This is a genomic window from Microbispora hainanensis, assembly GCF_036186745.1.
Lineage (GTDB): Bacteria > Actinomycetota > Actinomycetes > Streptosporangiales > Streptosporangiaceae > Microbispora.
Genome location: NZ_CP108086.1, coordinates 1,218,364 through 1,233,594 on the forward strand (window position 1 = coordinate 1,218,364; position 15,231 = coordinate 1,233,594).

9 protein-coding genes are annotated in these 15,231 nt (G+C 67.0%); 6 read left to right on the forward strand and 3 right to left on the reverse strand.

Annotation, left to right across the window (positions count from 1 at the left end; genetic code table 11):
• Nucleotides 1-459: 459 nt before the first annotated feature.
• From OHB01_RS05505 to OHB01_RS05525, 5 genes are all read left to right on the forward strand, one after another.
• On the forward strand, nt 460-1,761 hold the full coding sequence (locus OHB01_RS05505; protein WP_328709133.1) for a hypothetical protein: 1,302 nt from the start codon (nt 460-462) through the stop codon (nt 1,759-1,761).
• 513 nt (nt 1,762-2,274) lie between these two features.
• Entirely contained in the window at nt 2,275-3,756 is a 1,482-nt protein-coding gene (locus OHB01_RS05510; protein ID WP_328855021.1) for a hypothetical protein, read from the forward strand.
• A gap of 970 nt (nt 3,757-4,726) precedes the next feature.
• On the forward strand, nt 4,727-6,043 hold the full coding sequence (locus tag OHB01_RS05515) for a trypsin-like serine peptidase (RefSeq protein ID WP_205831170.1): 1,317 nt from the start codon (nt 4,727-4,729) through the stop codon (nt 6,041-6,043).
• 546 nt (nt 6,044-6,589) lie between these two features.
• Complete coding sequence (locus OHB01_RS05520) at nt 6,590-7,912, forward strand: hypothetical protein (RefSeq protein ID WP_328855022.1); 1,323 nt, start codon at nt 6,590-6,592, stop codon at nt 7,910-7,912.
• A gap of 489 nt (nt 7,913-8,401) precedes the next feature.
• Nucleotides 8,402-9,856, forward strand: a complete 1,455-nt coding sequence (locus OHB01_RS05525) for a hypothetical protein (protein ID WP_328855023.1) — start codon at nt 8,402-8,404, stop codon at nt 9,854-9,856.
• Between the two features lie 138 nt (nt 9,857-9,994).
• On the opposite strand, the gene OHB01_RS05530 is transcribed toward OHB01_RS05525, so the two are convergent.
• The 3 genes from OHB01_RS05530 to OHB01_RS05540 form a co-directional block, all read right to left on the reverse strand.
• The gene (locus OHB01_RS05530) at nt 9,995-11,803 is read right to left on the reverse strand and encodes an ABC-F family ATP-binding cassette domain-containing protein (protein ID WP_328855024.1); all 1,809 of its coding nucleotides are present in this window, start codon (nt 11,801-11,803) and stop codon (nt 9,995-9,997) included.
• Between the two features lie 12 nt (nt 11,804-11,815).
• Nucleotides 11,816-12,742, reverse strand: a complete 927-nt coding sequence (locus OHB01_RS05535) for a 4-(cytidine 5'-diphospho)-2-C-methyl-D-erythritol kinase (protein WP_328855025.1) — start codon at nt 12,740-12,742, stop codon at nt 11,816-11,818.
• A 161-nt stretch (nt 12,743-12,903) separates the two neighbouring features.
• Nucleotides 12,904-14,361, reverse strand: a complete 1,458-nt coding sequence (locus tag OHB01_RS05540) for a hypothetical protein (RefSeq protein ID WP_328709130.1) — start codon at nt 14,359-14,361, stop codon at nt 12,904-12,906.
• Between the two features lie 301 nt (nt 14,362-14,662).
• Here OHB01_RS05540 and OHB01_RS05545 point away from each other — a divergent pair, with 301 nt between their 5' ends.
• Nucleotides 14,663-15,229, forward strand: a complete 567-nt coding sequence (locus tag OHB01_RS05545; protein ID WP_328709129.1) for a hypothetical protein — start codon at nt 14,663-14,665, stop codon at nt 15,227-15,229.
• Nucleotides 15,230-15,231 lie beyond the last annotated feature (2 nt).

The window sequence follows — 15,231 nt, forward strand, 5'->3', positions numbered from 1 at the left end:
CGAGCCGTCTCCCCTCACGTCGTCGGCAACGGCGCCGCGCTTGCCGGGAAACGACGGGGCGCGGGCTCGCCTCCTTCGACCTCTTGACTAACGGTCCCGAATATGCCGTTCGTCCCATTCATCGGCCTACGCCCGGATGGCCGGCGGCCTCCGCTCCGCCATGAGCGAGGCCGCTTTGACGGGTCGCTCGATGTGTTGGTTTCGTTCCAAAGTGTGATTTGCATCACAGCGATCATTGAATCGGTCCAACGAAGCAGGTATCGGACACCGCCCCACACCCGCGATGATCAGCCAAAACGTCCTTCGCACATGATCCAGATCGGCGCCGTGAGGCACACTCCCCCGGAGCACGGTCACGAAGCCACTTACGTCACCCCATTTCCTCCTATAACTTTCTCCTCGTTCCTCACTGACGGATGGGGCGCAGGTGACGCCCCACGACAGACCAGGAGAATTCCAATGAAGCGCACTCTCGCTCTGGGCGGGATCGCGGCCGGCCTGCTGGCCTCCGCGGCGATCGCTGCCCCGGCTCACGCCGACTCGGTTCCGGCCGTGAACCTGGCCAACACCAACCTCGCGGCTCAGCAGGTCGCGGCGTTCTGGTACGGCCAGGCCAAGGCCAACCTCGTCAACGCCACCCCGTACACGGTGGAGACCACGGTCCCCACCAAGCACGTGTCGACCGGCGGGGCCTCCGCCGACACCAAGGCCGGCGTTGTCGGGTCGAGCGGCGACCAGAAGGCCGCCACCGGCAGCCTCAAGAACGTGAACCTGCCGAAGACCACCGGCAAGGTGTTCTTCATCGGCGCGGACCACAAGCCGCACTGGTGCTCGGCCACCTCGGTTCAGTCGCAGTACAAGAACCTGGTGGCGACCGCGGGTCACTGCGTCTACGACACCAAGTCCAACGCGACCACCCTGGACAAGTGGGTCTTCATCCCCGGCTACTACGAGGGCAAGACCCCCTGGGGCATCTACGTCGGTAAGACCGCTTACACGCACTACGACTACAGCGTGTACGAGGACGGCGACCGCGACTACGCGTTCGTCACGGTCTACAACGGCGTTCTGCCCACCGAGGGTGGCACCAGCGGCGGCAAGTACGAGTCGGAGACCTACAAGTTCAAGTGGCAGGCCGACCGGGCGCTGAAGAAGCTCCAGGCCGACAAGACCACGGCGCTGTCGAAGCTCGCGGTCGTGCCGGTCTACGAGGGCGGCAACAAGCCCGCTGGCAACTTCGGCTGGAGGAAGGGCAACCACCCGACGCCGTCCCCGTCGCAGACCCCGAAGATCATCGGCTACAAGGTCGTCGGCGTGAAGCTGTCGATCGGCCTCAAGGACGTCGGCTCGCTGGGCTCGAACGTGGGCGGTCAGGGTCTGGCCTACAACCAGAAGATCGGCACGGCCGTCTTCGAGTTCGGTTACCCGAGCGGGTCGCACCCGGACGGCAACTACGCCTTCTCGGGCAAGACCCAGAAGTGGGCCTACGGCAAGACCTTCAAGGCGGCTGCGCCGTCCCTGAAGGCCGAGGAGCTGGTGGGCATCAAGTCCTCCTTCACCGGCGAGGGCTCCATCGGTTCGTCCTGGCTCTACCGCTACAGCAACGCCAAGCGGCTCGGCTACCTCAACGGTGTGACCATCGCGGTCTCCGACACCGACGGCAACGGCCGGATCGACACCAACGTCTCCCCGTACTTCGACGGTGAGACCCTGGGCGTCTACAAGGCCGCTGCTGCCAACTGGTCCGGCAAGATCGTCTGATCAACCCCCCAGTAACGCAGAGTCAAGGAAAGGGCCCGGCTTCCAGCCGGGCCCTTTTCCATTGCCCGAAGCTACCCGATGCCCTGTCGGGATATCGCCCGAATAGAGCCACAGGCGAAAACAATCACCATTCGACCTGCTGCCTCACGAATGGTGCTGTTTTTCCGATTTCCCTAGGCCTGCGCCGAGACGGCCGGCGGTCGCCGTTCGGCCCCCGTCACGGCCCCCTGACGTGATCAGGCACCTCCCCGGTTTCATCCAATGATGTGATTTACATCACACAGGCCGTTATATCGGTCCAACGCGGAGCGTGACGGAAAGGCCCGAGGCGCGCTCATGATCAGCCAAAACGATCCGTCCCTCACACAGTTATGCCGCGCGCGTGCGCCTCTCCCCGCAAAAGCCTTGTCGCAAACCCTCTTACGCCACCGCATTTCCTCCTATAACTTTCTCCTCGTTCCTCACTGACGGATGGGGCGCAGGTGACGCCTCACGACAGACCAGGAGAAAGTTATGAAGCGCACTCTCGCTCTGGGCGGGGTCGCGGCCGGCCTGCTGGCCTCCGCGGCGATCGCTGCCCCGGCTCACGCCGACTCGGTTCCGGCCGTGAACCTGGCCAACACCAACCTCGCCGCTCAGCAGGTCGCGGCGTTCTGGTACGGCCAGGCCAAGGCCAACCTGATCAACGCCACCCCGTACACGGTGGAGACCACGGTCGCCACCAAGCACGTCACCACGGGTGGCGCGTCCGCCGACACCAAGGCCGGCGTTGTCGGGTCGAGCGGCGACCAGAAGGCCGCCACCGGCAGCCTCAAGAACGTGAACCTGCCGAAGACCACCGGCAAGGTGTTCTTCATCGGCGCGGACCACAAGCCGCACTGGTGCTCGGCCACCTCGGTTCAGTCGCAGTACAAGAACCTGGTGGCGACCGCGGGTCACTGCGTCTACGACACCAAGTCCAACGCGACCACCCTGGACAAGTGGGTCTTCATCCCCGGCTACTACGAGGGCAAGACCCCCTGGGGCATCTACGTCGGTAAGACCGCTTACACGCACTACGACTACAGCGTGTACGAGGACGGCGACCGCGACTACGCGTTCGTCACGGTCTACAACGGCGTTCTGCCCACCGAGGGTGGCACCAGCGCCGGCAAGTACGAGTCGCAGACCTACCGCACCAAGTGGCAGGCCGAAGCGGCGCTGAAGAAGCTCCAGGCCGACAAGACCACGGTTGCGTCGAAGCTGAAGGTCGAAGAGGTCAAGGAGCTCTCGCGGTTCGGCAAGGAGACGGCGATCAGCGTCGCCGACTTCCAGAACTACAACAAGGGCGCGAACCTGACGGGCAACGGCCCCTGGGCTCCCTTCACGTCCGTCAAGACCGATTCGATCAAGCCGAGCGAGTACAAGTTCTGGAACAAGGACTCGTACGTCAGCCAGGACGGGACGACTCTGTACTACCGGGTCCCCAAGCCGGGTAAGCGGAACGAGTTCGACTTCTTCAAGCGGACCTTCTCGGCGAAGATCCTCACCACCTACAAGGTCGTGGGCTTCAAGTTCGCGATCGGTCTGAAGGACGTCGGCACCCTCGGGTCCAACGTCGGTGGTCAGGGTCTGGCCTACAACCAGAAGATCGGCACGGGCATCTTCGAGTTCGGTTACCCGAGCGGGTCGCACCCGGACGGCAACTACGCCTTCTCCGGCAAGACCCAGAAGTGGGCCTACGGCAAGACCTTCAAGGCCTCCGCGCCGTCCCTGAAGGCCGAGGAGCTGGTGGGCATCAAGTCCTCCTTCACCGGCGAGGGCTCCATCGGTTCCGCGTGGCTGTACCGCTACAGCAACGCCAAGCGGCTCGGCTACCTCAACGGTGTGACCATCGCGGTCTCCGACACCGACGGCAACAACCGCATCGACACCAACGTCTCCCCGTACTTCGACGGTGAGACCCTGGGCGTCTACAAGGCCGCTGCCGCCAACTGGTCCGGCAAGATCGTCTGATCAACCCCCCAGTAACGCAGAGTCAAGGAAAGGGCCCGGCCTCCAGCCGGGCCCTTTTCCATTGCCCGAAACCGACCACACCCGCGCTTCAAGCACGGCGGTCACACCATCCATCTCACGGCCGATCCCAGAGCCGCACTCAGGGCGAATCCCAGAACCGAGCCCAACGCCGAGCCCGGGCCGATTCCCGGAGTCGAGCCCATAGCCGATCTCAAGACGGATCCCCGCGCGGATTTCACGGCCGGTCTCTGAGCCGAGCCACAGGGCCGAGCTCACAAGGCCGAGCTTAGAGCCGATCCCGCAAGTCGATCTCAGAGCCGTCCGCTCCGGCCCGTCTCCTTCTCCTCGCCCTCGCCCGCCGTCTCGCCGCAGCGGGCATCCCACGCCCCGCCGGGCCCTTCGGTGAGCGCCTGGAGCACAGACGCCGCACTCCCTGCGCTCCGAGCGCCATCCGGATCCCCTGCGCCCACGATGCTCGCGATGCTCGTGCCCGGGCCGCCGGCCGCCGGATGAACGTGTGACGGGCCGGCTCGCCGTACACGCCGCAGATCGCTCCCAGACGGACGGGAACCACTCGGAACCCCTATCCCGCCAGATCGCCCACGGACCGCCGTTTGGGCCCTTATTGGGCACCCGGAACGGGCGGCTGAGCGCATGGACACGGTCCGCCGAGGGCCCTTTTGACGTAGTACCCCCTCTCTCGGTTTCATCCGATCAGTGTGATTTACATCACATAAGCCCCCATCTGAGAGCCGACACTCGGTACGGCAACAGACGTCCGACACCACTCGTGATCAGCGCAGATGCCGCACAGACCCCTCAACCACCCCGAAGTTCGCGGGTCCGGAGGGGGTGGGCGGACGCGGTGGTTCCACTTACACCACACCAACTTCTCCTATAACTTTCTGACCGTTCCTTTACTGACGTATGGGGCGCAGGAGTCGCCTCACGACAGACCAGGGAGAGAAAGTTGAAGCGCACCCTCGCACTCGGTGGTGTCGCGGCCGGCCTGCTGGCCTCCGCCGCCATCGCCGCCCCGGCTCACGCCGACTCCATCCCGAGCGTGAACCTGGCCAACACCAACCTCGCCGCTCAGCAGGTCGCCCAGTACTGGTACGCCCAGGCCAAGGCCAACCTCGTCAACGCCACGCCGTACACGGTGGAGACCACGGTCGCCGCCAAGCACGTGACGACCGGCGGGGCTTCCGCTGACACCAAGGCCGGTGTCGTCGGCTCCAGCGGCGACCAGAAGGCTTCCACCGGCACGTCGAAGAACGTGAACCTGCCGAAGACCACCGGCAAGGTGTTCTTCACCGGCGCCGACGGCAAGCCGCACTGGTGCTCCGCGACCGCCCTGCAGTCGACCTACAAGAACGTTGTGGCGACCGCGGGTCACTGCGTCTACGACACCAAGTCGAACAAGACGACGCTGGACAACTGGGTCTTCGTCCCCGGCTACTACGAGGGCAAGACCCCCTGGGGCATCTACGTCGGTAAGACCGCTTACACGCACTACGACTACAGCGTGTACGAGGACGGCGACCGCGACTACGCGTTCGTCACGGTCTACAACGGCGTCATCCCCACCGAGAACGGCACCAGCGGCGGCGGCGTCTCGAAGTTCTTCAAGAACAAGAAGGACGCCGAGGACTACAAGGCCAAGCTCGCGGCCGACAAGACCACCGGTTGGTCGAAGCTCGCGGTCGTGCCGGTCTTCGGCAAGTCCGCCGGCAAGGACAACGACCACAGCTGGAAGAACGGCGACAACCGCGGTAACGACCGTGGCCGTGGCCACGACCAGGGCCCGGGCCGCAACATCATCGGCTACAAGGTCACCGGCGTGAAGCTGTCGATCGGCCTCAAGGACGTCGGCACCCTCGGTGCCAACGTCGGTGGTCAGGGCCTGGCCTACAACCAGAAGGTCGGCACGGCCGTCTTCGAGTTCGGTTACCCGAGCGGGTCGCACCCGGACGGCAACTACGCCTTCACCGGCAAGACCCAGAAGTGGGCCTACGGCAAGACCTTCAAGGCGAGCGCTCCCTCGATGAAGGCCGAGGAGCTCGTCGGCATCAAGTCCTCCTTCACCGGTGAGGGCGCCATCGGTTCGTCCTGGCTGTACCGCTACAGCAGCGCGAAGCGGCTCGGCTACCTCAACGGTGTGACCATCGCGGTCTCCGACACCGACGGCAACGGCCGGATCGACACCAGCGTTTCCCCGTACTTCGACGGTGAGACCCTGGGCGTCTACAAGGCCGCCGCCGCCAACTGGTCGGGCAAGATCGTCTGATCTTCCCCCGGTCAATGATGTGAGAAAAGGGCCCGGCCTCCAGCCGGGTCCTTTTTCTTACGCATTTCGCCGGACCGCCGAGAAGGCGCCGGGAAGAAGACTCCGTGAAGACACCACTGAAGACACCGGGAAGACGGTGAGAAGACGCCGGGGAAAACGAACGGCGTCGGCTATTAACCGTCCCCCTCGCCCTTCCCGGGACCGCCCGGCCACCGCCGCGACGGCGGCATCCGGTTCCGGCGCCGCCAGGTCCTCTCCCTCCGTACGGCCAGGGAGGAGTCCGTCCCGTCAGTGCCCGGACGCGGCCGGCCCGTACGACCTCACGACACCCGGGAAGCCCGCTCCCGCCACGGCGAATTTCACCGGGAAAGACCCCGCAGCGCCCGCGAGCAATGGCATTCACATTGAAGATCACGATCAAGATCACGAGGTGATACCCATTGCTTCACCTCTCTTACGCCCTCAGCTACCAATCCGGTAGTTTTTGCGCATCCTTTACTGACGCATGAGGCGAAGCCGCGCCTCACGACAGACCATGGAGAGCACTTGAAGCGCACCCTCACGTTCGGCGGCGTCGCGGCCGGCCTGCTGGCCACCGCCCTCGTCGCCTCCCCCGCGCACGCCGACCACTTCAAGCCCAAGGCCAAGCCGCTGGCCGAGACCAACTTCGCCGCCAAGCAGGTCGCCGCCTTCTGGCTGGGCGAGAAGATGGCGAACCTGGTCAACGCCACGCCGTACGGCACGGAGACCAAGGTCGCCGCCAAGCACGTCTCGACGATGCCCAAGGGAACGGCCGACACGAAGCCCGGTGTCGTCTCGTCCAGCAGCGACAAGAAGGCCACGAGCACGTCGAAGAACGTCAACCTGCCCCGCACCACGGGCAAGGTGTTCTTCATCGGCTCGGACAACAAGCCGCACTGGTGCACCGCGACCGCCCTGCAGTCGCTGCACAAGAACCTGGTGGCCACGGCCGGTCACTGTGTCTACGACACGGTGAAGGACAAGGACCTGATGGACAAGTGGGTCTTCGTCCCGGGTTACTACAACGGCAAGACGCCGTACGGCATCTACGTCGGCAAGATCGCGTACACCCACTTCGACTTCACCACCTACGGTGACGGCGACTTCGACTACGCGTTCGTCGCGGTCTACAACGGTGTCGTCCCCACGGACGGCGGCACCAGCGGCGGCAAGTACGAGTCCCGGCTCTACCGGACCAAGTGGGACGCCTACAAGGCCAAGGACCAGCTGGCGAAGGACAAGACCACGGCTTACTCGAGCCTCAAGGTCGTGCCCGTCTACACGGACCAGAAGCCGGGCGTCAAGTCGGCGAGCCCCTCCCCGTCGCCCTCGCCGTCCGCCTCGGCTTCCCCCTCGTCCACGCAGAGCAAGAAGTACCTCGTGGGCTACAAGGTCGTCGGCCTGAAGCTGACGATCGGCCTCAAGGACGTCGGCAAGCTGGGCGACAACGTCGGCGGCCAGGGCCTGGCCTACAACCAGAAGGTCGGCCAGCCGACCTTCGTGTTCGGCTACCCGAGCGGCTCTCACCCGGACGGCAACTACGCCTTCACCGGCAAGACCCTCAAGTACAGCTACGGCAAGACCTTCCCCGCCACGGCTCCGGCCCTGAAGGGTGAGGCGCTGCAGGGCATCAAGTCGTCGTTCACCGGCGAGGGCGCCTCCGGTTCCGCCTGGCTGTACAAGTACAACAACGCGACGCGGTTCGGTTACCTGAACGGCGTCACGATCGGTGTCTCCGACACCGATGGCAACGACCGCTACGACACCAGCGTTTCGCCGTACTTCGACGGTGAGACCCTGGCCGTCTACAAGGCCGCTGCCGCCACCCCCTCCTCCAACATCGTCTGATGCCTTCTTGATTGAGGCTCAGCTGAGCAAGGGCCCGGCCGCCTGCGGCCGGGCCCTTCTCCTTTTGTGCCGGTATCTCCCGCGAACGCTCTCCACGCTCCCCGCCGCCACGACGCCCTCACGACGCCTCAGACGCGTCTTCCCGCCGTCCGCGGCGACCGGGCCCTCGGCCGCCGGAGCGACGCCGCATGAGGCGGATCAGACGTGATCACCGGGCCACACGGTTCCATCTCACGAATGTGATTTACGTCACATTTTCCGCGTTTGTGATCAGCGACACAGATCGCGCACACCCCCGCGAAATCAGCATCTCATCAGCGCAAACACAGGAACCTTTCAGGTTCGGCTCCGACCTCCATCAATGCGGGTGCGCCTCCGGGGCAGGTTTCGGCCCTACTTTCCGCCTGCCTCCTTCGATAGCTTGCTTACCGTCCCTTTACTGACGTGTGGGCCTGTTTTGTGCCCCCGACAGACCGAGGAGTACAACCCTTGAAGCGCACCCTCACTCTCAGCGGCATCGCGGTCGGCCTGCTGGCCTCCGCCGTCGTCGCCACCCCCGCGCACGCGGACTCCGTTCCGCACGACACCCTGGCCAGCAGCAACTTCGCCGCCAAGCAGGTCGCCGCCTTCTGGTTCGGCGAGCGTATGGCCAACCTCCGCAACGCCAAGCCGTACAACGTGGAGACGCGGGTCTCCGCCAAGCACGTCTCGACCGGCGGGGCCTCCGCGGACAGCAAGCCCGGCGTCGTCGGCTCCAGCGGCGACAAGAAGGCGACCAGCAGCACGAAGAACGTGAACCTGCCGAAGACCACCGGCAAGGTGTTCTTCATCGGCGCGGACAAGAAGCCGCACTGGTGCACGGCGACCGCCGTGCAGTCGCGTTACAAGAACCTGGTGGCGACCGCCGGCCATTGCGTGTACGACACCAAGAGCAACAAGGCGACCCTGGACAAGTGGGTCTTCGTGCCCGGTTACTACCAGGGCAAGACCCCGTGGGGCATCTACGTGGGCAAGACCGCGTACACCCACTACGACTTCGACGTCTACGAGGACGGCGACCGCGACTACGCGTTCGTGACCGTCTACAACGGCGTCCTGCCCACCAGCGGTTCCAGCAAGAGCTACGCCCGCACCTACGAGACCTCCCGCGAGGCCAAGCGGGCCAAGGCCAAGCTCGACCGCGACAACGCCTACTCCCACCTTCGACTGCGGCCCGTGGTCGACACCCGCCATGTGGTCAAGGAGGGCACCCGCGACTCGCAGAAGGTCTACGTCAAGCGGGACGACTGGAAGAAGCTCAACCCCGAGGGCACCCCGGCCGACGGTCCCTTCAAGGAGGGCACCGGCGTCACGGACAAGGAATACCGCTTCAAGCCGCGTGGCTGGGAAGAGGGCAAGCAGTCCCGCGACGGCAAGGCGTTCTACCTGAAGAAGGGCGACAAGTACGTCGTCCGCACCTACTGGATCAACTACGACGTCGACTACCGCCTGACCGGCCGGATCCTCTCCATCGGCCTTAAGGACGTCGGCACCCTCGGCTCCAACGTCGGCGGCCAGGGCCTGGCGTACAACCAGAAGATCGGCGCCGGCACGTTCGTGTTCGGCTACCCGAGCGGCTCGCACCCGGACGGCAACCACGCCTTCTCCGGCAACACGCTCAAGTGGTCGTACGGCAAGACCTTCAAGGCCAGCTCCCCCACCATCAACGCGCAGGAGCTCATCGGCATCAAGTCGTCGTTCACCGGCGAGGGCGCGCTCGGCTCGGCGTGGCTGTACCGCTACAGCAGCAAGAAGCGGCTCGGCTACCTCAACGGCGTGACCATCGGCGTCGCCGACCGCGACGGCAACCGGCGCTACGACACCAGCGTCTCCCCGTACTTCGACGGTGAGACGTACGGCGTGTACAAGGTCGCCGCGAACAACTGGTCGGGCAAGATCGTCTGATCTGCCACCGCGCACGCGAAGGGGCCCGGCATCCCGCCGGGCCCCTTTCCGTTCTCCGCCTCGCCGGTGGCGGGTTTCTCCGCCTCGCCGATGGGTTGATCACATCTCCGGTTGCCGAGATCGCGACCGGCCGGCGGCCTACTGCCCTTCGAGGCGCTCCGCCAACGCCATCCACTCGATCTCGGCCGCCTCCTTCTGCGCGGCGATCTCCCGCAGCTCGGCGTCGAGCCTGCCCAGGCGTTCGAAGTCGCTCGCCGCCTCGGCCATCTCGGCGTGCAGCTTCGCCTCACGCTCGCCGAACTTGTCGATCTGCCGTTCCAGCCGGTTGAGCTCCTTCTGCAGCTCCCGCAACTCCTTGGCGGACAGCCCGCCCGACGGCGCCGGCTGCTCGTCGCGGGCGGCCCGCTCGGGAGCGCCCGTGGCGGCGGCCGCCCGGGCCGACAACGCGGCGCCCGCAGCGCGGCGTTCCAGGTATTCGTCCACGCCGCCGGGCAGCATCGACAGCCTGCCGTCCCCCAGGAGCGCGACGCAGCGGTCCGCCACCCGCTCCAGGAAGTAGCGGTCGTGGCTCACCACCACCAGCGTGCCGGGCCAGCCGTCGAGGAGGTCCTCCAATTCGGTGAGCGTCTCGATGTCGAGGTCGTTGGTCGGCTCGTCGAGCAGCAGCACGTTGGGCTCGTTCATGATGAGCCGGAGGAGCTGCAGCCGCCGCCGCTCGCCGCCCGACAGGTCGCCGACGACCTTCCACTGGGCCTCGCCCCGGAAACCGAGGCGTTCGAGCAGCTGGGAGGCCGACCACTCCTTCTTGCCCACCTGGACGTACTTGCGGATCTCCTCGACCGTCTCCAGCACCCGCCGCGTGGGGTCCAGCTCGGCGAGCTCCTGCGACAGGTGGGCGAGCCGCACGGTCTTGCCGCGCACGATGCGGCCGGAGTCGGCCTCGACCGTGCCGGACAGCAGGCGCAGCACCGACGACTTGCCCGAGCCGTTCACGCCGATCAGGCCGATCCTGTCGCCCGGGCCGAACTGGTACGTGCAGTGGTCGAGCACCAGGGGCCCCGCGCCGGGGCCGCCCGCGTGGAGCGTCACGTCCTCCAGGTCCACAACGGTCTTGCCGAGCCGCGCCGAGGCGAAGCTCAGCAGCTCGACTGTCTCCCGCGGCGGCGGCTCGTTCGCGATCAGCGCCTCGGCGGCGTTGATGCGGAACTTGGGCTTGGAAGTCCGGGCCGGCGGGCCGCGCCGCAGCCAGGCGATCTCCTTGCGCATGAGGTTCTGCCGGCGCTCCTCGGCGGCCTGCGCGATCCGCGCCCGCTCGGCCTTGGCCAGCACGTACGCCGCGTAGCCGCCCTCGTATCGCTCGACCGAGCCGTCGACGACCTCCCACGTGCGGGTGGAGACGGCGTCGAGGAACCACCGGTCGTGGGTGACGACGAGCAGCGCCGACTTGCGCTGGACGAGATGCCCGGCCAGCCAGGCGATGGCCTCGATGTCGAGGTGGTTCGTGGGCTCGTCGAGGATCAGCAGGTCGTGCTCCTCGACCAGCAGCCGCGCCAGTGCCGTACGGCGGCGCTCCCCGCCCGACAGCGCGCCCGCGGGGGCCGCGAGGTCGATGTCGGCGAGCAGGTTGGCGAGGATCTCCCTGATCGCGGCGTCGCCGGCCCACTCGTGCTCGGCCCGGCCGGCCAGGACGATGTCCTTCACGGCGGCGTCCGGGTCGAACTGGTCGCGCTGGGCGAGCGCGCCGACGCGCAGCCCGCGCGTGTGGGTGACCCGCCCGCTGTCGGGCTTCAGCGTTCCGGCGATGATCGAGATGAGCGTGGTCTTGCCGCCGCCGTTGCGGCCGACGACGCCGATCCGGTCGCCTTCCTCCAGCCCGAGAGAGACGTCGGCGAGCAGGGGCTTGGGCCCGAAGGCGTGGGAGACGGACTCCAGATTGACCAGATTCATCGCCCGTAAAGCTTATCCGGCCACGGTGGCCCCGGGGACGGGCCCGTGGGCGGTGACGACGGACCTGCAGCCGTCCACGTCCTTGAGCAGGGCGGCCAGCTCGTGCGCGTGCTCGGCCGACTCGGCCAGGAAGGCGCAGGTGGGGCCGGATCCGGAGACGATCGCGCCGAGCGCGCCGTGCGTGCGGCCGGCGGCGAGCGTGTCCGCGAGCGAGGGACGCAGCGCAAGCGCGGCGGGCTGCAGGTCGTTGCACAACGCCTGCCCGAGCGCCCTCGCGTCGCCCTCGCGCAGCGCGGCGAGCAGGGCCTCGCTCACCGCGGGCGTGGGCGCGGCCACTCCCGCCTCCTCGCGCAGCCGGTCGCACTCGCCGTACACCCGGGGCGTGGACAGGCCGCCGTCGGCGAGGGCGAAGACCCAGTGGAAGACCCCGGCTGTCTCCAGCGGGGCGAGCCGCTCGCCGCGTCCGGTGCCCACGGCGGTGTCGCCGAGCAGCGCGAACGGCACGTCGCTGCCGATGTCGGCGGCGATCTCCATCAGGTCTTCGACGGGCAGGCCGAGGCCCCACAGGTCGTTGCAGGCGACCAGCGCCGCGGCGGCGTCGGCGCTTCCGCCGGCCATGCCGCCCGCCACGGGGATCGACTTGCGGATCAGCAGATCGGCCCGGTAGGAACGGCCCGCGCGGTCGGCCAGCGCCCTGGCGGCCCGTACGGCGAGGTTGTCGTCGCTCACCGGGACCTCTCCCGTGAGGTCGCCCTCGACCCTGACCCTGAGCGGGGCGGCGGAGGGATCCGCGTCGAGCGGCTCGGCGGCGGTGACCTCGTCGAACAGCGAGACCGCGTGGAAGACGTTCACCAGGTCGTGATAGCCGTCCTCGCGCAGCGGCCCGACCGCGAGCTGGAGATTGACCTTCGCCGGCACGCGCACCGTGATCGCGCTCATCGCCCGCCCTACCGCCTCACGTCGCCATGCCTGCACTGCCTGGACATGGGACCGAAGCTTAGCGTCACCCGCACCCCCCGAGATCCGCCGGCGGATGCGGTCCGGACAGCGGAAAGGGGCCCGGCGGGATGCCGGGCCCCTTCGCGTGCAGCGGTGACCGATCAGACGATCTTGCCGGACCAGTTCTTCGCGGCGGTCTTGTAGACGGCCAGGGTCTCACCGTCGAAGTACGGCGAAACGCTGGTGTCGATGCGCTTGTTGCCGTCGGTGTCGGAGACCGCGATGGTCACACCGTTCAGGTAACCAAGCCGCTTGGCGCTGCTGTAGCGGTAGAGCCAGGACGAGCCGATGGCGCCCTCACCGGTGAAGGAGGACTTGATGCCGATCAGCTCCTCGGCCTTCATCGACGGCGCGGCCGCCTTGAAGGTCTTGCCGTACGACCACTTGAGGGTCTTGCCGGAGAAGGCGTGGTTGCCGTCCGGGTGCGAGCCGCTCGGGTAGCCGAACACGAACGTGCCGCTGCCGATCTTCTGGTTGTACGCCAGGCCCTGGCCGCCCACGTTGGAGCCCAGGGTGCCGACGTCCTTCAGACCGATCGACAGAGCCCGGCCGGTCAGGCGGTAGTCGACGTCGTAGTTGATCCAGTAGGTGCGGACGACGTACTTGTCGCCCTTCTTCAGGTAGAACGCCTTGCCGTCACGGGACTGCTTGCCCTCTTCCCAGCCACGCGGCTTGAAGCGGTACTCCTTGTCCGTGACGCCGGTGCCCTCCTTGAAGGGACCGTCGGCCGGGGTGCCCTCGGGGTTGAGCTTCTTCCAGTCGTCCCGCTTGACGTAGACCTTCTGCGAGTCGCGGGTGCCCTCCTTGACCACATGGGCGGTGTCGACCACGGGCTGGATGGTCACGTGCGAGTAGGCCTTGTCGCGGTCGAGCTTGGCCTTGGCCCGCTGAGCCTCACGGAGGGTCTCGTAGGTCCGGTTGTAGCTCTTGCCCGAGGCGCTGGTGGGCAGGACGCCGTTGTAGACGGTCACGAACGCGTAGTCGCGGTCGCCGTCCTCGTAGACGTCGAAGTCGTAGTGGGTGTACGCGGTCTTGCCCACGTAGATGCCCCACGGCGTCTTGCCGTTGTAGTAACCCGGGACGAAGACCCACTTGTCCAGGGTCGCCTTGTTGCTCTTGGTGTCGTACACGCAATGGCCGGCGGTCGCCACCAGGTTCTTGTACTGGCTCTGCACGGAGGTCGCCGAGCACCAGTGCGGCTTCTTGTCCGCGCCGATGAAGAACACCTTGCCGGTGGTCTTCGGCAGGTTCACGTTCTTCGACGTGCCGGAGGAGGCCTTCTTGTCACCGCTGGAGCCGACCACGCCGGCCTTGGTGTCGGCGGAGGCGCCGCCAGTGGACACGTGCTTGGTGGGGACCGTGGTCTCCACCGCGTACGGCGTCGCGTTGACCAGGTTGGCCTTGTTCTGGCCGTACCAGAACGCGGCGACCTGCTGGGCGGCGAAGTTCGTGCTGGCCAGGGTGTCGTGCGGAACGGAGTCCGCGTGGGCGGGGGTGGCGACGGCCGCAGAGGCCAGCAGGCCGACCGCGATGCCGCCGAGGGTGAGGGTGCGCTTCAACTTACTACTCCCTGGTCTGATCGTCGGGCGCCATTGCGCCCCATCCGTCAGTAAAGGACGGCTAAAAGCTATCTGAGGATTTGCTGTCAGTGACCGCCCTAGTGGTTTTCGGTCTGAGCCACCCGTCAAGATCTCGACCGTCGCCGCCGCCCGCACCCTCTCGGCGGCCGTCACGTTTTCGCTGATCACACGGGCCGCCGTCGCCGCCTTGTCACGAATTGTCACTGATCGACACATGTGCTCGGTGTGATGTAAATCACACTTCTTCGATGGAACGGATCTCCCGTCGATCACGTCCAAATTGGCCCGATCAACGGGGTCGCCGCCACCGCCAGTTCAGCTCGCCCGGCTCCGGAGCCGGGCCGGGGAAAGCACCCCCATCGACCCCCTCTTCGGCGGCTCTCGCGATACCGGCCAGCGCCATCGCCAGGAAGCGCCGCCGCAGCTCGCGCGTGCGTTCGGGGTCGGGCACGCGTACGGCGGCGCACCCCTCCAGCACAAGGCCGAAGTCGTCGGCGACCAGGTCGCGGCGCTGGACGACTCGGCCCGCGCCTGGGCGACGGTGGACGACGACGCCGAGCAGGTGCCGGTGCCGCTCCCCCAGGGCCCCATGCCTGCGTGGCTCGCGGCCGGCGCGTGCGCGCTCGACGCGGCGGTGCACGCCTGGGACATCGCCGTGGCCACCGGGCGGCCCTCGCCGCTCACCCCAGAGATGGCCGTGCCCTTGATGGAGGTCGCCACCCGGATCGTCGAACCCCTCCGGGCCTACGGCGCGTACGCTCCCGCCATCGAAACCGGCGACGATGCCCGCGACGATGCCGGCGCGGTGGCCGCGCTGCTGGCCTACCTCGGCCGCCGGCCGATCTGAAC